At 40.0% G+C, this 25206-nt stretch carries 21 protein-coding genes and 1 pseudogene; 6 read left to right on the top strand and 16 right to left on the bottom strand.

Translation table 11 applies throughout. From position 1 onward, the window contains the following. Positions 1-27 precede the first annotated feature (27 nt). Positions 28-2124, bottom strand: coding sequence for a TonB-dependent siderophore receptor (locus C9J47_RS04575; protein ID WP_107252438.1), 2097 nt, complete (start codon positions 2122-2124; stop codon positions 28-30). A 564-nt stretch (positions 2125-2688) separates the two neighbouring features. Between C9J47_RS04575 and C9J47_RS04570 the strand changes: the two genes are divergently transcribed. Beyond that, positions 2689-3534, top strand: coding sequence for a hypothetical protein (locus tag C9J47_RS04570; RefSeq protein WP_107252437.1), 846 nt, complete (start codon positions 2689-2691; stop codon positions 3532-3534). 579 nt (positions 3535-4113) lie between these two features. On the opposite strand, the gene C9J47_RS04565 is transcribed toward C9J47_RS04570, so the two are convergent. The 8 genes from C9J47_RS04565 to C9J47_RS04530 all read right to left on the bottom strand — a co-directional run bounded on the left by C9J47_RS04565 (position 4114) and on the right by C9J47_RS04530 (position 13400). Then, positions 4114-4962, bottom strand: a complete 849-nt coding sequence (locus tag C9J47_RS04565) for a DUF726 domain-containing protein (protein ID WP_107252436.1) — start codon at positions 4960-4962, stop codon at positions 4114-4116. 106 nt (positions 4963-5068) lie between these two features. Continuing rightward, positions 5069-5398, bottom strand: a complete 330-nt coding sequence (locus C9J47_RS04560) for a hypothetical protein (protein WP_107252435.1) — start codon at positions 5396-5398, stop codon at positions 5069-5071. After that, the gene (locus C9J47_RS04555) at positions 5398-5727 is read right to left on the bottom strand and encodes a YkgJ family cysteine cluster protein (RefSeq protein WP_107252434.1); all 330 of its coding nucleotides are present in this window, start codon (positions 5725-5727) and stop codon (positions 5398-5400) included. Before C9J47_RS04555 ends, C9J47_RS04560 begins: the two co-directional genes overlap by 1 nt. After that, complete coding sequence (locus C9J47_RS04550) at positions 5721-7439, bottom strand: ATPase (protein WP_107252433.1); 1719 nt, start codon at positions 7437-7439, stop codon at positions 5721-5723. Before C9J47_RS04550 ends, C9J47_RS04555 begins: the two co-directional genes overlap by 7 nt. 53 nt (positions 7440-7492) lie before the next feature. Further along, on the bottom strand, positions 7493-8566 hold the full coding sequence (locus C9J47_RS04545; protein WP_107252432.1) for a chemotaxis protein: 1074 nt from the start codon (positions 8564-8566) through the stop codon (positions 7493-7495). A gap of 169 nt (positions 8567-8735) precedes the next feature. Continuing rightward, positions 8736-9686, bottom strand: a complete 951-nt coding sequence (locus C9J47_RS04540) for a helix-turn-helix transcriptional regulator (protein ID WP_107252431.1) — start codon at positions 9684-9686, stop codon at positions 8736-8738. Positions 9687-10086: 400 nt separating this feature from the next. Beyond that, complete coding sequence (locus C9J47_RS04535) at positions 10087-11007, bottom strand: LysR family transcriptional regulator (protein WP_107252430.1); 921 nt, start codon at positions 11005-11007, stop codon at positions 10087-10089. Between the two features lie 947 nt (positions 11008-11954). Beyond that, positions 11955-13400 (bottom strand): AGE family epimerase/isomerase, encoded by a 1446-nt coding sequence (locus tag C9J47_RS04530; RefSeq protein WP_425440590.1) that lies wholly within the window; start codon positions 13398-13400, stop codon positions 11955-11957. Between the two features lie 411 nt (positions 13401-13811). Here C9J47_RS04530 and cysS point away from each other — a divergent pair, with 411 nt between their 5' ends. After that, positions 13812-15185, top strand: a complete 1374-nt coding sequence (gene cysS, locus C9J47_RS04525; RefSeq protein WP_107252428.1) for a cysteine--tRNA ligase — start codon at positions 13812-13814, stop codon at positions 15183-15185. A 144-nt stretch (positions 15186-15329) separates the two neighbouring features. Here the strand turns inward: cysS and C9J47_RS04520 are convergent, their stop codons facing one another. The 3 genes from C9J47_RS04520 to C9J47_RS04510 form a co-directional block, all read right to left on the bottom strand. Beyond that, on the bottom strand, positions 15330-15839 hold the full coding sequence (locus C9J47_RS04520) for a sigma-70 family RNA polymerase sigma factor (RefSeq protein WP_170107459.1): 510 nt from the start codon (positions 15837-15839) through the stop codon (positions 15330-15332). Positions 15840-15961: 122 nt separating this feature from the next. Next, the gene (locus C9J47_RS04515; protein ID WP_107252426.1) at positions 15962-16195 is read right to left on the bottom strand and encodes a thioredoxin family protein; all 234 of its coding nucleotides are present in this window, start codon (positions 16193-16195) and stop codon (positions 15962-15964) included. Between the two features lie 21 nt (positions 16196-16216). Further along, positions 16217-17203 carry a permease gene (locus tag C9J47_RS04510; protein ID WP_107252425.1) on the bottom strand — a complete coding sequence of 329 codons (987 nt, stop codon included), beginning with the start codon at positions 17201-17203 and terminating at the stop codon, positions 16217-16219. A gap of 902 nt (positions 17204-18105) precedes the next feature. On the opposite strand from C9J47_RS04510, the gene C9J47_RS04505 reads away from it, so the two are divergent. After that, positions 18106-19287, top strand: coding sequence for a DUF3103 domain-containing protein (locus C9J47_RS04505; RefSeq protein ID WP_107252424.1), 1182 nt, complete (start codon positions 18106-18108; stop codon positions 19285-19287). Between the two features lie 53 nt (positions 19288-19340). Here the strand turns inward: C9J47_RS04505 and C9J47_RS04500 are convergent. Then, positions 19341-19538: pseudogene (locus tag C9J47_RS04500) on the bottom strand (transcriptional regulator); the annotation flags it as partial. 215 nt (positions 19539-19753) lie between these two features. On the opposite strand from C9J47_RS04500, the gene C9J47_RS04495 reads away from it, so the two are divergent. After that, on the top strand, positions 19754-20134 hold the full coding sequence (locus C9J47_RS04495) for a PH domain-containing protein (protein ID WP_006230040.1): 381 nt from the start codon (positions 19754-19756) through the stop codon (positions 20132-20134). A 51-nt stretch (positions 20135-20185) separates the two neighbouring features. Here C9J47_RS04495 and C9J47_RS04490 read toward each other — a convergent pair whose 3' ends face one another. Beyond that, complete coding sequence (locus C9J47_RS04490; protein WP_107252423.1) at positions 20186-20734, bottom strand: methyltransferase domain-containing protein; 549 nt, start codon at positions 20732-20734, stop codon at positions 20186-20188. A gap of 204 nt (positions 20735-20938) precedes the next feature. Between C9J47_RS04490 and C9J47_RS04485 the strand changes: the two genes are divergently transcribed. Then, complete coding sequence (locus C9J47_RS04485) at positions 20939-21583, top strand: 3'-5' exonuclease (protein WP_107252422.1); 645 nt, start codon at positions 20939-20941, stop codon at positions 21581-21583. A 140-nt stretch (positions 21584-21723) separates the two neighbouring features. Next, positions 21724-22749: an endonuclease/exonuclease/phosphatase family protein gene (locus C9J47_RS04480; RefSeq protein ID WP_211321698.1), complete on the top strand. Its 1026-nt coding sequence runs from the start codon at positions 21724-21726 to the stop codon at positions 22747-22749. A 261-nt stretch (positions 22750-23010) separates the two neighbouring features. Here the strand turns inward: C9J47_RS04480 and C9J47_RS04475 are convergent, their stop codons facing one another. Further along, positions 23011-24405 (bottom strand): DEAD/DEAH box helicase, encoded by a 1395-nt coding sequence (locus tag C9J47_RS04475; RefSeq protein WP_107252709.1) that lies wholly within the window; start codon positions 24403-24405, stop codon positions 23011-23013. 230 nt (positions 24406-24635) lie between these two features. Then, on the bottom strand, positions 24636-24857 hold the full coding sequence (locus C9J47_RS04470) for a DUF2986 domain-containing protein (protein ID WP_211321685.1): 222 nt from the start codon (positions 24855-24857) through the stop codon (positions 24636-24638). Positions 24858-25206: the final 349 nt, after the last annotated feature.

Raw genomic sequence — 25206 nt, 5'->3', positions numbered from 1 at the left:
GCGTTAACTTTCCCCCATATCATTTAACTAGTAACGGAACTGAAGCGTTGCCATGTAGTTACGACCTTCGCCAAGCACGGTCTTTGTTTGACTGCCACCCGCTAGGTATTCTTTGTCGAATATGTTTTCAACATTGAATCGAGCAATAATGTCTAGATTCTCATCATACTTAACGGTATGTGCAACACCTGCATCGAAACGTGTGTAAGCATCTTTTTTGTATGTGTTCTTCTCATCACCAAAGCGCTCACCCACGTAGATAGCACCTAGGTTTACGTCTGTGTTATTTTCAAACGAGTAACGCGTCCACACGTTAGCAGAGAACTCAGGAACATCAGCAGGACGGTTACCATCAATAGAAGCATCAAATTCGTCTTGGATTTCAGCGTCTAAGTAAGTCATTGAACCGCTTAACGAAAAGGCCTCTGTTACATAACCCATAGTGCTTAATTCAGCACCACGGTGAACTTGTTTACCCGCCTGCGTTGTTTCAGATTCGAAATCAGGGTTAGTGATATCTTGAGAGATCACTTTGTTTTCTTGAGTAATTTCAAACACTGCGCCCGATACGAACAGCTGGTTGTCCATCAATTCCCACTTAGAACCTAGCTCGTATAAACGGCCTTTAACAGGGTCTAATGCTTTACCATTGTTGATATCTTGATCATCATCAATCGGATCTTTTGGCTCAAAGCTTTCAGAGTACGTAACGTAAATCGAACCGTTCGAGGCTGGGTGATAAATCACACCAGCTTTAGGTAAAACATTGTTGTACGTATCTGTATCATTTTCTTCACGGTCGAAACGTAAACCAGCAAGTACTTGCCATTGGTCGTTGAACGTAATCATATCTTGTACGTAGATACCGTATGAATCACGCTCGGTCGCATCGCCTTTTTTACCATTGTGGTAATCTAACCCAGATGGTTTTTCAAGCGGCTGCCCTACTGTCGCTGTTTGCCCTCTGATTGAATCGCGCTGACTTGAATAGTAGTAACCTAACCAGTTTGCACCTATCAGCATTTGGTGGCTTACACCCAGTGCATCAAACTCACCCACTAAATCGATGTAAGCGGTATCAAACTGCCAGTTATCCCAACGATCGTAACCTTGGTACTCATAAGTACCCGTTGCCGCGTTATACGTATCGGGTTTAGAGAAGCTTTCGGTATCATGACGTTCGAAGTCTTGATGGTTGTAACCACCTTTAATGCTCCATACGCTTGATAGTATTGCAGCAACATCGAACCCAACATTTTCTACATCGTTTTCAATGTTTGACCATTGCGCATCCCAAATGAAATCACGGCCAAGTACTGGCTTACCGTCAACAATGTAAGCACCAGAATCAACGCTGCCGTTGTCATTCGTTTTGTCGTAATGGAAAGACACAGTTACATCGTCGTTTATATCGTAATCAACAAATAGACCACCCACAAAACGTTCAGTCGAAGGCGTACTGCCATCGCTGTATGAACGCCATGAGTCATAACTTTGCTTAGAAACAACGGCACGTGCACGTAATGTTTGTGCATCGTTTAATGAACCACTCACATCCGCAATAGTGCGAGATTCATTATTTGAACCAATATCTTGGCTTACGCGTACTTGTGTTTCGTAGGTCGGTTTTTTAGACACCATGTTCACAAGGCCGCCTGGTGCAGATTTACCGTAAAGCAAACCAGCAGGGCCTTTTAATACTTCAACGCGTTCTAATAATTCAATTGGTTGGCGATAATGAGACCAATGCTGCTTACCATCTCGTAAGAAGCCGCTGCCGCTGTCTAGAGAGAAGCCACGTAACGAGAAGCTCTCGCGGTTTCGGCTTACGCCGCCAGCTGAAATACTGGAATCATTCTTCAGTACGTCACCTAATGTGCTTGCACGTTGTTCATCGATAAGCTGCTCATCGATAACAGTAACTTGTCCCGGAGTTTCTAGTTGTGTTGCTTCTACTCGCATTGCTGTCGAGTTGGTATCAACTTTAAAGCCATAATCTCGGCCTGTAACAACCATGTGCTCATCTGTTTCTGAGGCTGTGTTTTGAACTTCGTTTTGTGCTTGAACAACTGGCGCAGCTAGAATTGCGCCAATCAATAAAGTCAGGTGACTTTTAAAAAACATATTCCGTTATCTCCAAATATTTCAATGAGGTATTCAATTTCTCTTAGTGAACTTAAGTTCGTTATATTTATTGAGAAACTAAACGAATGACCCATTACTGCCGTTACCGGCGACCACTGCTAAATTCGGGATGGAATATAAGTGATAATTGTTAGCATTTGCATTTAATTTACATTCTTTGCATTCGTAAAGTTATGTAAATGCCATATTTTTGGCTAGGAAGGCATAAGAGCGGAAAAGTGATTGGAAGCGCGGAAAGACGTCTAAATGGCTATAAAGCCAAACTCATATTAAGTAAGTTCTTTTAAAACAAAAGCTTGAAAATATCGATTATTATTCGAAAAGTGAAAGGAGTGCTAATTATCATTAATCTTGCGCAAAACTGGACGGAGAAAGGCGGAATTTTAAATTTTGATGCTAAATACTTTAAAAACTGCAGTGAAATTGAAAGGAGCTTACAGAGCAACACAACGTTCGACGCAAAAAAAGGAATGACGCCCATTTAATGGAGCAACATACCGTTAACAAGATAAGCTCTTAGTACTTTCTATCCAGGAAACAAAAATGTCAAAGCTAAAAAACATTGTAAAAGTAATTGTTGGTATTGCATTTCCACCACTTGGTATATTGATGATTATGCTTTGGGGTATGAAGAAATTAAGCCCTGAAGTTCGTAAGAAAGCGATGATCGGTGGCAGCGTGTTAGTTGCTCTGATTGCAATTATTGTAGTGGTAACCAAGCCTACCCAAGAAGAACTTGCAACTGAGGCGGGATTCGCAACGGCTCAAGAGTATGAAGATCATATGAATAAACAGAAGGCCATTGAAACTGCACGCAGAAAAGAACAAAAGGATATTGAAGCAACTAAAGCTGCAGATCCAATGAGCGGACATTTGGATAAACTAGAAATTAAATCCACTAGAATTGAATTACTCCCAGGTCAACGAGTGGACGTAAAAATGGTAACTTTCTACTCCAAGAACGGCGTTAAAAGCTACCTTGCTATGTACGAAGATGGAAGTATTGGCGAGTACTGGGATATCAATGGCATCACGCTTGATGATGATGACCGTGCTGATGTTATAGAATTACTTACTAAACAAGTCAGCGGCTTAGAGAGAATGATCAGCAAAGATTATTCAGCACTACCAATTGGTGAATGTGTAGAGCAAGGTTCCAAAAAGTATAGTAAGCAGGTTGGTTTCAAAGTGTGTAACAATAAAAGCGGAAAATATATAGTAAGTTGGTTTACATTCGGCCTTCAAGATACTTACTTTCAGTATGAAGCCGATGAAATAGCTCAACCTAAACAGTACCTTGCTAACTTACAAGCAGCTACACCACCACAAAATGCTTATATTCTTCTTCAGGAATACCATAAGCAACGCTCGTCAGTAGAGTTATTTTAAAGTGTACTAATTTATACCTGATCTGACAGCTACCCACTTTGTGCTTGGTGCCTGTCAGATTGAGTCTGGGCTAGATTCTTTTCAATCCAGATTTATGTCCCATCTTCTATTGTCTCCATTTGCGTTCTGCCATAGTACATTTTTCCTCGATGCGAGCCTTCCGCGCCATTAGAGATAGCTTTACTTTTCACATTTGCACGCAACTTTGGATAACTTATGTTAAGGCAAACTCAAACTAATAAACTAATAAACTAATAAACTAATAAACTAATAAACTAATAATGAATTTTTGCATTAACTTGTAATAAGGCAAAAATGAGTAAGCGATTTTGCTAATTTAGCAATACAGGAATTAACTCAGGTATGGTGAAGACACCTTCACGGAAGACAAATCTGAATATGATACGCCTTCCTTTTTGTGGCCAATTTCACTCTACCAGTACAGCTTCATACTAATACTAACTTTCAGCTAACTATCAGACACATTTCATTAGTCACTCGACTAAACTCCATCTTGGTAAATAGTGAATACTCTCGCTTTGAACTAAAATTCAGCGATAGTTTCACATGGGAAAATACTTATTTAGCACGCACAATATTCTGCAATAAAAGCCCTAGCGCTTTGTGTTTAAACTTAGTGTGTTTTTGAGCGACTTCCGTTACATCTTGATTGATAATTAAAGGGTGCGATTTATGACCAAGTGGGTGCAATCCAATTGGTGTTTCGCGTAAAAGGGTTCCCACTTTATAAGCATACTTCAGTACAGAATCAGTTTTACTCATACAATTAATGAACTGTGTATGTGGATGGAGTTCAAATATCGTATTCCACAATTTTGAGCCAGATGACACAGCCCCAGCGAGTAAGTAACATTGGCTCACTTTATTTGCTGGTAGCTTATCAAGTGTATGATGAATAATCCGTGCACCTAAGGAGTGGCCCATAAGAATACATCCGTCATAGCCTTTTTCTACATCTAACATTGCTGCGAGTTCAGTTCCTACAATCGCTGTTTCAGTAAATGCTTTTCGCCAGTGTCCTGATACTTTATTGGCCGCAACTAAGCTTACTGCTCCTAATTTTTTTAGCATTGAGTTTTGATTATTAATACTTGGTGCAGCCTTAATTAAACCCTCATCAAAAACAAGATCACTAATATTGCCAGCTCTCCATTGAACATGGATAACCTTGTTCAATGGGTAAAGCTCATCAACAACTTCAAGCCAATCCGATACATCATTACCCTTTCCTGATAGGAAGCCATTAATAACGAATACTGCTGGGCTATTTCCTTCTCGAATGGTATGTAATTTTACAGCATTACCAGTCATCTTATTAGAGTCATTATTTTTCAATTCGGTATTTTTCCCGATCAAATCAGTCTGGTAAAGCGACGCTTTTAATGTCTTAATCTTTTGAAAAACCATCTATTTCTCTTTATCTGAAAATGTGCTTCTAATTTTGAATATGGTTGAGATAACACAGACTAAAAATATTAGGAAGATAAACAATCCAATAACCTTGAACATACTCCTAACCTAAAACGCGTTGAAAGATAAAGGTAACAACTGCCATCGATGCTATACCAACATTAATTAATAGCACTTTCTTTTCATGGCTTCGTTCGGCTTTAAATCTCAGTTCCATTTCTTTTTTCTGTTTAGCATGTGCTTCGTCTATGGTTACAAGTATCTCTCTTTTTAATTTTCTTGATGCATTTTCAATTCTTTCATCAAGTAGGTCTAGCATGGGCTCTAGCTGCTTAGTACTTAAATCTAAACTCTGTGTCTTTTCCACTACAGCTTTAGCTTCAGTCGCGGATGCATTAAATTTATCGAGGGCTGATTCAATTTTATCTAACATTATTTACTCTCGGGTTCATTAACAAATGCACCTTTCCTATCGGGTAAGCTTTCGCAAATTGTTAAGTTGATAGTAATGAACTCATCCCACGAAAACTGGTGAGAGTAGTGAGTTCGATATTGCAACTCAACACGGCAAATGTCGGGTCTTTGATCATAAATTTGACAACGTTTGGTATCGTTATCAAGGTGACGGCAAATACCATCACCTCTATCTAGTGGTTGAGTAATCTCCGACAGGTGAACATTGGCACAGCATTTCCCGCACGCATTGCACGGGAACGGTTTTAAATTCTGTGAGTCATTACGGCTCTCACTTACATTTAGCATAAGCTCTTCAACCAGCTTCGGGTACTATCTAAATTACCCGCTTCAAATGGTAACTCAATGCCACGTCTTTCGACTTCTTGTGTGAGGATCAATCCCTTTTCATATTCGCTGTTTACCGCAACTAAGCTGTCCGTGAAACGCGTCATTTCTTGTGGCGCTAAGTTAAATTCCAGCGCTGCTAACTCTATCAAATAACGATCTAATTCTGCGTTTACTTTTTGAAAGTATTCCAATGTTCTACGCGCTTCACTTTTGAATTGATCGAGGAAGTTCCATACCTTTTGCATCATTTCACTATGATCTAAAAAGTACGTGATACCTAACGTCATTAAGCCCGTCGCAATCGCACTAACAAATGCCGCGAGTTCTGAGCCCAATGGGAATGTCATTATGGTAGCAAGGTGTTGGTTTAAGAAAACGCCCATGGCTACAGCAACACCTGTCGACAGAATACGAGTGACTTCACGTGCCAAGTCACCAGCAGATAATTGGCTTGGATTAAAGAACACCATTTTTGCTGCTGATACTAGGCTAGTCCACATTTCACGGATCAGCTTACCAACCAATTTCTGAGTGGTAAAAAAGATGTTCATTACTGTGGTAGTTAAACTAGATAATACGCCACCAATCGCACCATCTTTAAATTCGGTAAGAATATCTTTAAACCTGGCTTTAATGCGCTTCCAGATATCCGTTGCCATGGTTTTGAGGCGTTCGAGAAAACGCTCTAACGTAAAGTTACCTTGTGAATCTTTATAGAGCGATGGAATGTGTTCTTTCAGTTCAAACCACACTTCGGCCAAAATCATGCCCAATACTTGGCGCATACCCATTTTTAAACCTGATTTAGCAGATTCTAAGGCTGTGCTTTTAAGAAACTTACTACTGGTGTAATACTTGGCATTGATTTGACCATCATATTGTTGGCGAGCTTGCTTATCTGCTTCGCGCATCTTGTCATGTTCAAGATTTTCTAGTACTTCAATGTGCTCTTTATCTTTAGCGATTTTATCTTCAACTTTGCGCTTTTCATGGCGCTGTTCTGGCGTTGATGTTGGCATCATCACAAGCTTTTCTTGGCTCTGTTTGATCCGCTCTTTTTTTGTTTCAACAGTGCGCGGTAATACATCCCCTAAAAAATCATCCATGGAATGCGCAGATTTAAGATTATTGATGTACGAATGAGTGGATTGAAAGTTTGAGCTTTGGTTAGCAAGTTCAACCCCATCTAGACCAGCTAATACTCGCCCAGCGTCATTGTGTACTTCATGCGATGCGATAATATGATCAAGTTGACGGTTTTCATTTATCGCCATATTTTGATCACGATACGCATCGTAAAGATTGCCTTCTTGTTGCCGCTTTTTATCTTCTGCACCTCTGCTTTTGTAGCCCGCATCTGAATGGTAATTATCGATTTTTATCGCTTTGCCTTTACTATTGAACACCTGATTTCCATCAGTCCCCACTTTCGTCGGTTTATACGCACCTCGGTTTTCGTATTCCTGTCTTACCTGTTCAGAAAGGTAAATATCGGATTCACCTTTGTGGTGCTTACGCACATTATGGACGGTAGCAACGTCACCCCCTTTTTTATCTTCAAACAGTAAGAAATCGAGTCCAAAAGAGCTCACTAAACTTTGTATGACGGTTTTATTGAGCTCTTCTGTTAAATGAAAGTCGGTACGAACAGATGCAGATGTTGCAGACATGAATAAAATACTCCAGAACTAAAAAGGTGGCGTGTATAGCCACCTTTAAATTTTTATTTGAATTGTTTTGAATCAAATTTCGCTTTTGCTAGCACTTCATCAATAGCTATAACATTAATAACTTGCATGCCATTTTTGTCTGTTTCAATTTCAACAACGTTGTCTTTATTTACAACAACTTTACCGTTCTCATCAAACTTAGGCTTAAATAACGGAGTGGTAATAATATCCGTTAGAATTGCGGCAACTTGGTAACCATTCTGAATGATTTGAATAAGATCATTTTCAAATGCTTCAATATTAGTACCGATTTTTAACAACTGTTCCATCGCTTTTAAGCTATCGAAGTAACCTAGGAATACCTTATAAATGCGTTGTGTCTCAGTAAAAATTTGGTCAACATAGTCGCGCGTTTTATTCAGCTGATTGCGACCTTTTGTCATTTTTGAAATTGCATCTTCAACTTCATCTCGTGTTTTTCGAGCGTCACTCAATGCTTCTTCTGCGTGCGAAGCAAATGCCCAACCTGCAATTGCCATGATAGGAGCAGCAACCACACCACCAAGCACCATTGCACCACCCGCCATACCAAAACCACCAGCAGCGAGTGAGCCACCTCCAATCGCAGCCATTGTCGCGTTATACGCAGCCGCACCAGACAATGCAGCTATGGGTGTACCAGTAGAAGCCGCCGCCAGTGCCATTACACCACCATACACCGCATAAGCAGCCGCAGCGCCAGCAACACCTGCACCAGCTACTTTGCTTACATATGCGGTTGTTGATAACGCCAAGCCATCTATTTTATCTAGCTTATGCTGAGGGAAATCAATCACGAGATCTTTAGAATTAGCTTGGTTGATTTTTTCTAATAACTTATCTGCAATGGTGCGAAACTCTTTAAAATCCTCACCGACTTTAAGCTGAAGTTCACCCAATTGAGTAAGACTATTACTAGTACGTTCGTTTACTTTATCGAAAAGTTCTTTTTCAGTTTCGTAATCGCTTTTTGCCGATTCTAAAATATCATTGGCTAGTGATTTGTCTTGATAACCGTCATAGCCTTTTTTCGCGCCATAACTTGCAACCGCTGCAGCTGCACCCGCGAGAATAAATGGTAGTGGCATAATACGTCCCTTTTTGTTTACGTTAGTTTTATTAGTTCACTCTCCAATTGCTTTAAAGGTCGCAAAGAGTAGTGATCTTTTTAGGTATGAGTTATTTTGAAATGAATAAATCAGTTATTATTAAGTGATTTAATTCATTGCTTAAGTTAACTTTTTATATTTATATCTATTATTCGTAACTTATATTCCAAACATCGCAACCAAAGCCTTTCACCCACATTTTTAATCTTAATGAGTCTATGACTGTGGCAGCAATCGTATAATGTTCATCAAATTCTTCGACTGTCTGATTTTCTGCAAGCGGTGTTTCTAACAAGTGATAACCTGCTTGTTTAGTAATACAAAATACAATTCTGCACTTTTTACCTTCACCAAAACCGAATCGCCCATCAGCATCATATTGGCTTAACCGAAAACCTTTAGGGCGCTCAAAACAAAAAGTAGATACAGTCGCCTTGGTGATCCGATGAATAGCTAAAGCACGCTCATTGTCATAACCATCAAACCGACACACCAGATACATCCGACAACCTTGCTGTGCAAGACCTAACGGCATAACAACTGCTCTACGTACTGCATGCTGCGCATTTCGATATTCAACATCAAGCAGTCTATCGTTGTATAAAGCTTCACTCACCGATTTAAACACATCGTGGTCTAATGTTGGTGCTAACAAAGGCTGAGTCTCACTCACTACCCTTACCTTTTTCAACCAATCACGATCTTTAGTATTATCGTCTGTTGGGTTGAGCTTATACCTCGCTTCCAAGAAGAATCCATCTAACGATGCCATTACGCTTGAGGGTAATAGATTTGCTAAGTAGTCCTCAGCCATACTCAATAATAACGCCTCATGGGAACTAAGATTAGGTAACGCTAAACCTTCCCCACTTTTGTTCCATGAATAGCCATAAGGCTTGCCACGTTCATCACGAGTAATATTAAAATGTTCACACAGTGTTTCTAAGTTGCGCTGTATCGTTCTTATATCTCGCTTAATACCAATACTTTCTAGCTGTTCTCGCAATTCACTTGCCGTTACTTTTCTGGAGCGAGGTATGCGTTTTAGCAATTCAAACGCTAATGCTACTGACTCCTGTGTACTTGATCTTTTAGCCATACTGCTCAATCTGACCTATCACCACAAAGTAGGAAATACTCTACATCGTTGGTTGCTAAAATTATTATCATTATGGATGCGACATAATGCGACGCACATTATACACCAAACAAAATGGCGTACCATAAAAACTTATATGTATAAAAATGAGAAGAAATCACAGATGAAATGATTAATGCTGTATCAAAAAATAGAATCTGCCACCAATAAAAAACTATTGGTATAACAACAGAATAAAAGCACGAAGACTTGGGATGGTAATTCTTCCCCAGCACCATAAGAAGGGATGTAAAACGCCACGTTATACAGTGCGACGTGAAGCTGAAATTGTGAACATAATTACTTCCCTATGTATTCCATTATATAGAAATACTAAAGGAAGTTGACTATGCAACCATACTCAATCGCTCGGTAGCATCGAAAATTCTTGCTCATAGCTCTGTTGTTTGAGCCAGCGGCCTAATTTTACAATAGCAGGTTGTTTTTCCCGTGTTTTCTTGTAAACAAAATAAAAATTATCGCCGGTAAGTAGTTCATGCATAGGAATACGAACAAAATTATGTTCACGATCATGATCTGTCATTAAGTAATTATTAATCAAGGCAATACCATGATCATAGCGAGCCGTTTCGACAGCCAGCAACATATGACTAAAGTGATTTATTTTGGCATGCTCCGGTAATTCAAATCCTCCACTCTTAGACCAGCGTAACCAGTCTTCACCTAGATCTTCACCAAAAGACGAATATTGCACCGAAAGCAAAGGATGCTGCCATAACGTATCGGGAAGTGGTTTATCTTTGATCTGTTGCCAAAGCTTATGTCCACATACTGGATAGAGGCGCTCAGCATATAGAAATTGGCTAACGAAGTTACGTTTCGGCGGATTCACGGTGATAAAGCAATCAGCGACCGAATCAGTGCAGTCCGGCTCATCTGCTACCATATTCAAGGTTAATTCAATTTCTGGATGTTGTTTACGTAAATCGTCTAATCGTGGGATCAACCATTTTACTGCCAGTGAGCTGTATAACGCCAAGCGAATTTTACCCGATTTACCTTCTCGGATTTGTTGGCTTACATTCGATAAAGACCCCAATGACTGATTGACCTCATCAAAATAACACTTACCAACCTCGGTCAATGAGAAAGATCGCCCCTGACGATTAAACATAGCTTCACCTAGATACTCTTCCAGCAACTTAACCTGATGACTAACCGCACTCTGAGTCACATTTAGATGATCGGCCGCTTTTGAAAAGCTGTTTAAACGAGCCACCGCTTCAAAGCATTGTAGCGATCGCAAAGGAGGTAATTTCATTATTAGTTTGGCTCATACTTAAAACAATTATTATCATTATACATAATAATTGCTCATAGGCTATATTACTAAGCATCACCAAACAGGAATTAAAAAGGATCATAGAATGTCGACACAATTATTTAATATGGTACGTACATACTTGGCATATATCCAACCGATAGCACTAGGATCAAGATATATCATTGGTGTTAAGCTGCAAAATAATAACTTACATATCAAAAGAAATATTATACATTAATAAAATTCTATCTTTCAAAAGTGACCCGTTTCTTTCTACCATCACTTACCGACAATAATATAGGCGGAATGATTCATCTCGTAACCAAACTTGGTTCACGCATCACAGAAAAACAACTTAAATAAAACAGGCGAATTTTACCATCATACAACCATTCAAATCAAAAAACAGTAGCAACACAGAGGAATACTAATTATTTTCATGACGTTAGAGATAAAACAAACAAACCGTTAATGGCTAGATACAAAGAAACAATTAAACAAAACAAATATAACCCAATAAGATTAGTAGAATTCAATAGGTATTGTGACTCTCTTACAATGGAAAATTAAGATTATAGAATACGCAATCCTTTAAATAAAGCAACCACCTTTAGTTGCTCATAACTTCAACTCAAACCCTAGCGCATTGTTTTTATGATAACAATCACAATAATATTTATACATAATCATTAACAACCACCACCAACAGGAGTTTACGTAAATTAAATCACAGCAATTCATTACACTCACTGCACATGGGTTTAAATTTAACAATAAACGAAATATTACATTTATCAGAATATAGCATTACTAACAGATACTAAAACCAACATATATGAAAACAGTGTAAGCATACCCCAGAAAAAAACTGCGTCGCTAAGTTATTCTGGGGCAAACCAATTTAGTGCTCAGGCTTACTTGGGTAAACTCTAACTATAAGAGCATCATGGTTGAATACGCGTAAATCGCACCTTTTTAATTAGGCCGTCTACTGACAGTTTTTCTGCCCTATCTGCTTGAAAATAGTAGGGGTTGAGTGGCATGGCACTGTTCTCTGGCCTCGCGTAATAAAGCTCGGCAGGTTTTCCGTCACTTTGCTGGGCATAAAGGTAACCAATCAATGCGTGCTCGAATTGATGGTAGCCATTACCCCAGTGGAATGCTTTAGTCGATTTCGGGTTGAGCCCCACACCACCATAAACATGATCCACCCAAGCATCCATAAATGTAGGTAGAGTATATTTAAGCGTATCTTTCATCGACCCATCAACAAGCGAAACCGTCATCGCTGCTTGATCTAACTCAGCCCACTCCCACGAAGAGCTGCCATTAGAGTATTTCCTGGATTTCCATGCTGGAATTGATGAACCTTGCCATTGATACTTCAGTTCATCAGAGAATAAGTGCTGTACCACCTCGAAATTTTGTTGATACTGCGCTTGTTTTAGGGTGTGCTTCATACCCTTGAACCCACGCTGAACCCAGTCTGAATTATCAAGCAGTCGCCCACTTAAATACGTCATCCAGTATGCCTTAATAGTATGGCCAAAATCATTATGTTTGGCGTCCAGCATCATTACCGCTTTATGATGTACAGCACCATAAAAGCGCTGCTCTTCATTGGAGTGATAATCTTCTAGTAACACCTGTGTTAGCCATCGTAAATCCTCTTTCCATTTAGCTTCTACGGGTGCAGGAAGTAACGGGGCAACAAGTAATAAATAACCGTTAATTTGATCGAGTTGAGCGACGAGTTCTCTCTGTTTCGTACTGTATCCATCACCATCTTTTAACACCCATGCTAGCCCCCGATTATCTTTAAGGCGGTATTTATCAAAAATGAATGCCTGCTGTTTTATGAGTACTTGTTCTACCTTAGGGTCTTGCGTCAAATAGTAATACATCGCTAAACCAACTAATGCATAAGCTTGATCTTGAGAGGTACGCTGTTGCCAATCAAGCCCTGGCTTACCGTTTTGTGTATAGCTAACAAAACCACCATTTTGCTTATCTTGCAGATAGTTAATCAAATAGTACGAGCCCTTCTTTGCAAGCTCTAATGCCTGCTTATCTCCAGTGAGGTGGAAAAGGACTCCATAGGCGTAAGTTTGGCGCGACTTCATTCGTGTATATTCGCGATTGAAGTCCGGACTTATCCACCCCATATTTAATTCAGAACAGGGATGTTGTGCGTCCAGTATGGTGCCATCGTCACAACGAAAGGTCGGAAAATTTCCAACAGGAATCCCTTGTGCACTCTCCATCATCCAATAAGGTGCTAGGCCTTGAGTTGCATGATTTAACCAATCGTCACCAGAAGGAGTCAGTGGAGATGTGTAGCCAGTGAAACTGACTGTCGCGAGCATTAACACAAAAAATTTATGATACATAAAACCACTATAAATCATTGAATTTAAATCATTATAATCAACCCTACCCTCACACTTTGCCAACGTAATCACATCCCTTAATATTGGTTAAACGCATAACAGCAACATAAATTAACTCAGGCATAGAAAAATTGCTTAACGGCGTGCCCTGTCTTAACGGTGTAAATCATTTACGATATGTATCAACACATGTACAAAGCTTAAGGTAGGGCTTGATTTGAAAGGTACTGTTTATTAGTATGAATTACATGACATATTTAGCTACGTTCACTCACCCAGTTTGTTGCTGCTGTAATCATTTTGATTTACGGCGGCCTGTGTGTAGCTATTAATTAGCAAAAAATTATCACATTACTTCGAGGCCGCTGATGTTTTTCATCTGCGGCCTTTTTGTATTTAAAGGAATAAAATATGAGCCAACCAGAACTTCTACTATTCGACACGATGGCACGCGAACTACGCCCATTCAATTCCATTCGGGCAAATAAAGTGGGGCTGTATGCTTGTGGCCCGACCGTTTATGACTATGCTCACGCAGGCAATTTGCGAACCTATCTTTTTGTGGATGTATTACGGCGCACACTTGAGATAAATGGCTATGAAGTGAATCACGTTATGAACATCACCGATGTTGGACACTTGGTATCTGATGCCGACACCGGTGAAGACAAGATGGAGAAAGGGGCTCGAAAACAGAATAAATCGGCCTGGGAAATAGCTCAATTTTTTGAACAAGCCTTCTTCGATGATCTCAAGCTGCTGAATATCTCAACGCCTTCTGTTACTTGCCGTGCGACGGAGCATATTCAAGAACAAATTAAATTTATCCAAGAGTTAGAAACCAAAGGCTTTACCTATCAAACCTCTGATGGTGTTTACTTCAACACCGACAGATTAGCCGACTATGGCAAACTCGCCAGACTTGATAAACAGGGATTGGAAGCAGGGATTCGAGTCGAAATGGCAGAAAAGAGACACCCTACCGATTTTGCTTTATGGAAATTCAGCGGTGATAAGCCACGACAGATGGAGTGGCAAAGCCCTTGGGGTATTGGTTTCCCTGGTTGGCACATTGAGTGTTCCGCCATGGCAGAAAAATACCTAGGAGATGTATTCGATATTCACGTTGGCGGTGAAGACCACATCCCAGTTCATCACACTAATGAAATAGCGCAGTGCCAAGCGAAAAATGGTCATGTTCAAGCCAATTATTGGCTGCATGGATACTTCCTACAATTGAAGAAAGAGAAGATTTCTAAATCAGGTACTTCACTACGGTTGGACGCTTTGGTCGCAAAAGGTTATGAACCAATGGCGTATCGTTATCTTACTTTGACTAGTCATTATCGCAGCCATCTGAGCTTCACGTGGGAAGGGTTAAGTGGAGCACAGAAAGCTTTGCACAGGTTACGTAACAAAGTGGCATTGTTACCAAGTAACGGCAACGTCGATGAAAGTTACCGCGAATTATTTATGAGGCACATTAACCGAGACCTCAATATGCCTCAAGCACTTGCTTTAGTTTGGGACATTTTGAATAGCGAACTACTTCCAGAAAACAAGAGAGCGACAGCTTTATTCTTCGACCGTATTTTAGGGTTGGATATTCATAAAATCGAAACGGTTGAAATACCAGAACATATTTCAAGACTGGTGGAGTTAAGAACACAGGTGAAACGGCAAGGAAATTTTAAAAAAGCCGATGCGATTCGTAATCAAATACATGACTTAGGTTATCAGGTTAATGATTCAGGCGATGGTTCAACAGTAACAATACGCTCATGACTTTCTTCATTGCACTTCGCACCGTGGTCAGCAGGCAATACAGCTGAGATTTTAGCGATAGCGTTTAAAGGTGAGTCAGTGAAAATATTGCTGACTCAATCAAGGAAAAACGTTTTGGAGCTTGATCTGACAGATTCCAACTTATTATGCTTGAATTCGTTTAAAGCAACACACGCCAGTGTGATCTTGTTTCACCATGCACTCATTAATCAATTTATCTTTTAACTCTAAACGCGCTCGACGCAGGCGCGCCTTGGTAGCAGGAAGACTCAACTCATTACGTTTAGCGTACTCAAGCTGAGTTAATCCATTAAGATCACACTCTTCGATAATATGCCTGTCTTTTGCTGACAACTTAGGTAAAAGACGAGGAAGACAAGTTTGCAACTGTGTCATTACGGGTAGAACATTATCCGGAGCAACAAACTCACCAATGTCCTTACAATCAACCTTACGGCGTAAATAATCGATGAAGTGATTCTTAGTGATCTTAAAAAGCCAAGACCTGCTATCGTCTAAGGTGCAAAAGCGCTCACGATTACTCATTGCCTTCAAAAACACCTCTTGCATGATATCTTCTGTTTCATGTTGGCTTTGAGTTTGCTTCATTAACCATCCATAAAGCACGGATTCAGTCTCGTCCCATGCCTTCATCAAACACTTCACTGCCTTTATCCTTTTACAAAACAACAAAAGTCGCGACACCGCAAACAAGGGTGCGCGACTTTACTCATTATAGCTGAGTATAGGCTCTAATGCGCGTAAGTTACTATATCTTAAGCAAGAAGTTCACGAACTTGGACAATACTAGGCACAGAGCCTGTGTGCTTAACAAAACCATCGATACTAACGCCAGGGGTGCTCATGATACCTGCCTTCATGATCTCTTCTAGGGTCGTTACCTTTTGAAGCTGAATTTCTTGACCAAGCTCTTTCGCTACCTCTTCAATACGCTCTGCTGTCACTGTGCAGTTCTTACAACCAGAACCGTAAACCTGAACAATTTTCATAATATACTCCGTTAGTTTAATTTAGTAATAAGCGTTAAACAGCCACCCAGTAATGGAGATGGCAACGAATAAATATCCTGCAATCACCCCCAATAAACGGTACTGCATTACCTGCTTTAGCATCATAAATTCGGGCAGGCTAACCGCCACCGCCCCCATACAGAAAGCGAGTGTAGTGCCCAAAGGCATTCCTTTATCAATAAGAGAGGCCATGATAGGAACAACCCCAGATGCATTGGTGTAGATAGGGATCGCACTCAATGTCGCTAATGGCACTGTCCACCACTCTCCATTCGCTAGATTTTGCTCAAACCATTGCGCCGGAACAAAGCCATGGATAAATGCACCTAAGCCCACCCCAATAATTACCCATTTCCAAATACGTTTAACAATGGCGCTAGTCTCGTTGACGGCAAACTCGTGACGTTCCTTATAGGTCATAGCGATAGTTTGGATGTCATGAGTTACTTGGGTGCTAGTGTTTTCATCTTGTTGATAAGCCTTGGCAAGAAAGGGTTGCAACCAACGGTGTGCCTTGCACATATCTAGGATCACACCAGCTAATATACCCAATAACATACCTATGATTATGTACATAAGAGTAAACTTAAACCCAAGGATACTGCCCAACATAATCACCACTACCTCATTAATAAGCGGTGAGGTAATAAGAAAGGCGATAGTTACACCAATAGGAATACGTGCCGACACAAAACCCATAAATAGAGGAATAGAACTGCAAGAACAAAAGGGCGTAATCGCACCAAAAAGAGATCCTAAAAAATACCCAACTCCCCTATTCTTACCCTGTAGATAATCACGAACCTTGTCTACGCTAAGGCTCGCACGCAGATATGAAATACCATAGATTAAACACACTAATAAAACTAAGATCTTACTGGTATCTTCAATAAAAAAATGTAGGCCGATACCCATAGCGGTATTGGGGTCGAGCCCAATAATTGTATAGGTTAGCCAATCCGCTAACTGAGTGAAAAATTCAAACATTACTGCACCCTTAAAACGTGTTCACTACTATCAACACGTATGAGATGCCAAAAGGATGCAAATTTTTTGATTATTATTTATTTTTCCAAGCAAAGACTCGATTTAGTATGGGAACTAAGTAATAAATTATAAGCTGAAATTCAATGACATATAAAGTACAGGATACAGACCAATGGTTACCTTTACCTAACTCAACAGGCTCTTAACCAATTTGAGCCGATGGCATATCGCATGCAAGAGACACCAAGCATCCAGACAGCATTCCCAAAATGGCGTTAGGGAAATTAACTCAAGATGGTGATCGCATGAGAATGCCTCTTTCGATAGAAGATTACTTAACTTACATATTCACCGTACCACTACACACTATGATCCCAACAGCGATGATTTTGGCTTCTTTTCTATAAACCTACATATCGAACAAAAATGCGTACTGTTCATCAATATCGAAGATGTACTAATACTCAATAACGAATATTTAAGGCAGTACAATTTTCAACAATACAATGAGAGAAAATTTGAAGCGATTAAGCTAGACAAGAGCAGTGTTCAACGCTTGATTCAGTTCTTAGATCATACAGGAGCTGTTATCGCTGTGCATTCTTGTTGGTGGCATACGTTAATGTGTTTATTAACTATCACTTAGTATGAATATATATTTACAGATATATTTATTACCAAGTGGCTCAATTCTCTTCTACTCACAATCGATATGTTCATTCGCATCAAAAAACGTTTATGATGTTCCTCCCATTTTTAATGAATAGTATTCATTTGATACCCCTGCGATATTTATTTTCGCGAAAGTATTCATATAAATTATGACTTATGTCGTGATAGTCTAATCATATTAGAGCTTTAACTTTAATATCATTATTATTAAAATACCTTAGGGGTATACAATGAATAAAATAACACCAACATGCTTATTATTAAGTTTAGTGCTTGCTGGATGTCAGTCTGATGACACAACCTCCCATCAATCACCTAGTCAAAATGCCGATACGATTACACAGCAAAAACAAAAATTAGCCAAACAGCTAAGTGAAAATTACACGGATATTGAGCAAACTCTCAAATCACAAATATCCGATCAGAAATTAACTATTTCACTATCAACGCTGCTGGCGGAAGAACCACAATCGCCATTTACGCAGCAAATGCAAAAAACCGACACCAATATTCGAACAGTAAAAGGGGTGTCGAATTTCACTAATGAACTGCTTGAGCTGAGACTTGCTGACACATCCATGGTACAGGAATGGAAGGAAGGCCAAAGTCCTTTGTTTGCTTTTGAGCCTACAGGGGATGACGAGTCATGGCAGTACATTGAAGCCTATGATGTCTATGGTCAGCTTCACCAACTTGATGTATACCAAATACCAGAAGTACCAGTGTTTGTAGTTGACAACAATAGCGCTAAGGAGCTCAAAGCTGGGCTGCAAGCAATGCAGGCTGAAATGAACAAATTAGGGCAACCTGCTGCATTGCATAGCTATGATGAAAACACACAACAAGCTCAATTGAAGAGCAGTACTCGCAGCCTTTCAGCAGCTCCTATCTCAACCACTGTCATTAAGAAGATTCGTTTATCTGATGATGAAGAACCGTGGATTTCTGGTAAAGCCGAAGTGTACGCAATCGTAACCGGAGTTAATCCGAGCCGAGACGAACCAACTATCGACTTAGTAGAAATGCCCTACCTAGATTATGATAATAAAGATTACTACCCTAACCAGGTTGTTATTCATTGGTCTCGTTATCGCTGGGGGGCTGCCGATATGATCTTGATGGAACAAGATGACGGCACTGATTACAAAGAACTGGCCAAACTTTTAGTACAAGTCGCAGAAGAAGTATTGAAAATGATCCCGGATCCAGAAGTTCAAGCTTACGCTGTGATTCCACAAATTACAGGAAAAATCATTGAAGCAATCCCTGATGGAGTGCTAGTTAATGATGATGATTTTGTCGATGTTTACTATACACTATTGCAAGATACTTCTTATGTTGACCACCCGGCGGCATCTGGTAATGCCGTCGTAACGTTAGAGCCATTAACTATCTCACCGACACGTCCGTAATTTCATTTATTTGGGCACTACGAATTACGTAGCGCCCAAATAATCCCGATCAAATATGATCTCTCAGCTTTATATTGTTGTTTAATGGCATGTCGAATATCAGATAACCCTGTCGTTAATTCTGGCACTTCAATAATAGAAGCGACACGCATGACATCTTCATTGCGCTTCGCACCATGCTCAGCCCCCAACAAAAGAACTTCTAACTCTTCCATTGAAAACATCAACGGAGGCAAAGTAAATGTTGGCTTCTAGACATGAAAGAACTTTATTTAAGTAAACAGAAAGGTTACTGCATCAATATATCCAACGCTACCTTTAACTAGAAATGAGTGGTTACTTATTTAAAACGTAGAACCACTAGGTCAATAAATAAGTGCCTTGCATAGAGCCCAACAAATTCTCGCTGAAACGAGTATCTTGAGGTAACTTAGGTACAACAATACAAAAGATAAAGGATCACGTAATGGGACTATTTGACGCTATTTTAGGTAATGCTGGTGAAATGAGCATCGCAGATGCAACAGAAGAGCTTTCTACCATTCTAGGGCCTAACGAACACATAGAGATCGCATACAAATTAGTTCGCGATATGATTGTGCTAACCGACCAGCGTTTACTGCTTATCGACAAACAAGGATTAACCGGGAAAAAAGTTGAATATCGCTCGATTCCTTATAAAGCGATCACCATGTATACCGTTGAGTCTACTGGTCACTTCGATTTAGATGCAGAATTAAAAGTATGGGTTTCAGGGCAATCAGAGCCCATTAGCCTTGAGTTTAATGGCAAAACCAATATCTACGCGATGCAAGGTGTACTCACAGCTAAAATCGCAGGTAAGTAGCGATAAAAGTAGAAGCCACTAACATCTTAATGTTAATGGCTTCTATATCAATTATTCAGCGTTACGCTGAGCAACAACCTGAGAAATTGAACAAGTAGGATCCCCAACTTCACCTTCAAACTGATGCAAAATATACCAATGACTAAAAGTATCAATTAATTCGTTTTCTTGTAATAAAAAGTCTGGATTTTGTGGACGGCCAAATTTTCGTTGGGCTTCATTAAATGTTTCATAAATCACAACGCCAGAAGGCTTAACGCTACGTTTAAGTGAATTAAATAATGGACGGTGTAAATAACGGAAAACAATAATAGCGCCGTATTGATTGTCGATTAGGTGATCGTCACCAGACTCAAGATCAACCAACCATGTTGTTGATGTAAGCTTTTCTTCCTTTATTATACGTTCAATATTCTGTAACTTTTCTTTATCTTGATCAGCAAAAATAACAGGAAGACCTAAGCGAGCAAGATACAGTCCATTTCGACCACTTCCACATGCTAAGTCGAGTATCGGCCCATGCTTAGAAGCGACGGTTAACTCTTTCACATAGGTTTGAAGTAAACTTGAATGCGCGTTATTTATCTTATAAACGTTCATCGTTTCTCACTAAGCATTAAATATGTATACCCAAGTTACCTCAAGATGCTCGTTTCAGCGAGAATTTGTTTAAAACCACAAAAAGGTCAATATACGTGACGCGCCTAGCTGTATTTTAAATACGTGGCCAAACAGGTTATTTTATAAAAATGCTATCAAGGCTACAATGGGCGATAAAATGACGTACAACAATAGGCAATAATAGTGAAAACTGGTTCGACTCAACACTCTGATAATGCAAACACTGTTATCGTTCTCGATTTCGAAACCACGGGTTTATCACCAACCCAAGGTGACCGTGCAATTGAGATCGGTGCAGTATTAATGGAAAATGGCGAAGTGGTTGATCGCTTTCAAAAGTTAATGAATCCGGGGTTTAGAGTGAGCAGCTTTATCGAAAGTTATACTGGTATCACTAATAATATGCTTCGCACTGCAGCCCCCTGCGATGAAGTAATGGATCAATTTACCGATTTTATCGGCGATTATAACCTTGTTGCTCACAATGCATCGTTTGACAAACGATTTCTAGATGCTGAACTAGACATCATTAATCGAGGCTATGGCGGAGAATTCGCCTGTTCTATGCTTATTGCGCGTCGTTTATATCAAAATGCACCAAATCATAAATTGGGCAGCTTAGTTGCCTATAAAAACATTGATCACGATGGCGTATTTCACCGTGCATTAGCCGATTCAGAAATGACGGCTAAACTATGGCTACAAATGCTTGAAGATATGCGAAATCAATTCCATATAATTCAGCCTTCATTTACTTTAATGCAGCAAGTATCAAAAAAAACGAAAGCGGCTGTGCCTACATTTTTACATAAAATAGCAAAGGCATAAAAAATAACTCAGTATATGTTTGATGAGTTACCGCTCATCAAACATGATTTCCGTTATACTGCCTACGTCAAACATCATTCGAGACGCCTAATTTGTCACAAGATAATCTGCTCGCTATAGAACAAGATGCTATCCCCCTAATTCTGTCTGATACGATTAAAATCGCGACATTCAATCTTTTCAATTATCTTGAACCTCCTTTCGCCTTTTATGATTTCGAGCGTATTTATACTGCTGAGCAATGGCAAAAGAAACAGAATTGGATTGCAGAATACCTTATAGAATACAAGCCTGATGTTATTGGTTTTCAAGAAGTATTTAGCCCTGAATCGCTTAAAATCTTAGTCGCTGCACAAGGTTATGGCTATTTTGAGGTGGTTGATGAAGCAGAAGTCATTGATGATTTTATTTGCCGTAGCCCAGTTGTGGCAATTGCATCGCGCTACCCAATCACTCACATAGAAGCCGTTGTACCCGATAAAGAGCTGGCGGTTGCTATGGGGTTGAAAGATGATTTTACATTCAGTCGCCAGCCTCTTCGCGCCACTATTGAACTCCCTCATATTGGCGAATGCGATTGCTATGTCGTGCACTTCAAGTCAAAACGTCCGATGATAGAGCATGAAAACAATGATAATGATGAATCACGTACACAAACAATTATTCAAACATTAAAAGCAGAAGTAACGGGTAGTTGGGGATCGTCGATTCAACGCGGTTCGGAAGCTGCACTGCTATTAATGAGTATCATTGAACGTCGCGAGAAAACGGGGCTGCCAATGATGCTTATGGGTGATTTTAACGATTCACTATCAGATGGCGTATTAGCTCACCTCTTAACAGGCTCACTACGCTTCATTTCAGAATCTGAAAGCGATGTTATTCTAGCAAAATACCGATTAAAGGATACATGGGATCTTTACCAAGCCACAGATAACTGTACTGAAATGGCTCATCGTACACCAACCCATTATTACGGGGTGAAAAAATCGGTATTAGATTATATTTTATTATCTTGTGAGTTCGATGCTCAGTACCATTCTAGTCTCTTCGAAGTCAGTGAGCATGACACCTACGACAGACACTTGATCAACCCCTCTTTTGAGCGTGATAGTCAAAGTACCGATCATGGCATAGTGTGTATCACACTCGCCTTGCGTGCCTAATGACTACCTTTTATACATAAAAAAGCCAGTCAAAATATGACTGGCAAAAATAAAGCGGTTTGTCGATATTGATGACAAACAATCGACGACATTTAGCGAAAATGTCTAAGAAGCGTTTTAGCCCATTCAGATTACACTTTCACAGCTGTATAGAAGCTTACATCCCCTACTTCTGCAAAAAGTAAATAAAGCGGATCAAAAAAGCCCTGACCTTCAAAATAGAAGATCAGGGCTTTTGTTATACTTTACGTTATTGCATGCTTATCGTGTAACGCTCGCAGGGCGAGGAGCACGACGCTTTGCAGGTTTTGCTTTAGGTGCGCCAGTACCAGCACCTGAACGATTTGACGGTTTACCCGCGCTTTCGTTTTGGCTTTTACCTTGACCACCAACATGACGCTTATTCTTGCCTTGTGGCTTATGGCCTTTAGCATTCTCACCAGAACGTTGACCGTCACGGTGATCTTTCTTTGGCTTCTTTGGTTTAATCGGACGCGTATCTAAACGAGACTCAGGCAGCTTATTCACCGCTTCAAAACCACTAACCTGTTCGCGTGGTAATACTTGCTTAATTAAACGTTCGATAGCCGCAAGGTCTTTGTATTCATCAGCACAAACTAATGAAATGGCCTGCCCTTCACAACCAGCACGGCCTGTACGACCAATACGGTGAACATAATCTTCAGCAACGTGCGGTAATTCAAAGTTAACCACTTGTGGTAATTGCTCAATATCAAGGCCACGTGCGGCGATATCTGTCGCAACAAGTACTTGAATTTCGTTGCTCTTGAAGTTCGCCAGTGCCTTAGTTCGTGCACCTTGACTCTTGTTACCATGAATCGCAGCAGCTTTAATACCACGACCTTCAAGATGCGTAGTTAAACGGTTCGCACCGTGCTTTGTCTTCGTAAATACCAATACCTGACCCCAGTTATTTTCTTTCAATAACTTGGTTAATAGGTTCGCTTTACGGCTTTTATCTACCGGACAAATCCACTGTTTAACTGTTGGCGCCGTTGCATTACGTGGCGTAACAGAAATTTCTACCGGATTATGAACCAGACCTTTTGCAAGCTGACGAATTTCATCAGAAAACGTTGCAGAGAAAAGTAAGTTCTGGCGTTGCTTTGGCATTACAGCCAATAATTTACGGATATCACGAATAAAACCCATGTCTAACATGCGGTCTGCTTCATCTAAAACCAATACTTCTAGCTGGTCAAAACGAACTGCTCTTTGGTTATAAAGGTCAAGTAGTCGACCTGGCGTTGCAACCAAAACATCAGCACCTTGACGTAATCGCATCATTTGTGGGTTAATTTTAACGCCACCAAATACTACAGCCGAACTCAATGGAAGATTTTTAGCGTATAACGCAACACTTTCAGCAACCTGTGCCGCCAATTCACGCGTAGGCGTAAGAACAAGCGCACGCACTTGATTAGGCTTAACACGTGGACCATTAGATAAACGCTCTAAGACAGGAAGTGTGAAACCTGCTGTCTTACCAGTGCCTGTTTGGGCCGCTGCCATTACATCCTTACCTTCAATCACAGCTGGAATTGCTTGAGCCTGAATTGGCGAAGGTGTCTCGTAGCCTTGTTTAGCTACAGCTTCAAGGATTGGGGCAGATAGGCCCAGGGAGGCAAAGCTCATAAGATCATCTCTTGTCATTATTTTTCATAGTTTAGACCGTCTTGAGGACGGGGGGGCGTGTAGCCTACAGGATATCGCGACCAAGTACCATTAATACTCAGTTTACCGTCATGAAAGCTACTGAAAACCCATAAAAAAAGGCGTTATCTAACGCCTTTTTATGGTGTTTTTGAACATGTTCTCACATTGGAATGCATGCTCTACCTAAAGGTAGGTAATGTAAAACCTGACTATTTAGTTTCAGGCTCTTTCGCAGTCTCATCTGTGTTTTCTGTATCAACAGCTTGCGCTTCTGCAGCAACACCTTCTGGCACTTGTTGTGCAGCTTCTAATTCCATTTTTGCTCGATCAGCTTTAGAAATGTAACGCGGCTTATTACTTGTTTGTAATTTCGCATTCGCCTGCTTTAATCGCTTCTTTAGTATCTGGTTTACTTTTTTCTTTCTATTCATCGTATTCTGTCGGTCACATTCTAAAGGTTCATAACGAACAAATTTCAATGCGCAGATTGTATAGGCTCTTAGCCTAATAACAAGTAAGATTTCACATTCTTCTAAGAATAGATTTTCGTATAAGCGCTCGCCTCTGCATTGTTGCTTTTATAAACGATCAACACATTGGCTTAAAACGAACATCCATTTAACGAATGAAACAACATGTACTGATTGAAAATGCATCGTTTGAAATAGCTAACGTTCGATAATTACTCATTGTTAAACAATTATTTAGTTATTATTCTGTTTACACCACACGCAAGTACTGCGTAATGCCTCACAAAATTATGTACAGTGATTAATTGCA

It is taken from the genome of Photobacterium indicum, assembly GCF_003026215.1.
GTDB lineage: Bacteria > Pseudomonadota > Gammaproteobacteria > Enterobacterales > Vibrionaceae > Photobacterium > Photobacterium indicum.
The sequence above is the reverse complement of the archived record's forward strand: the minus strand, read 5'-3'. Positions and strand labels throughout refer to the sequence as shown.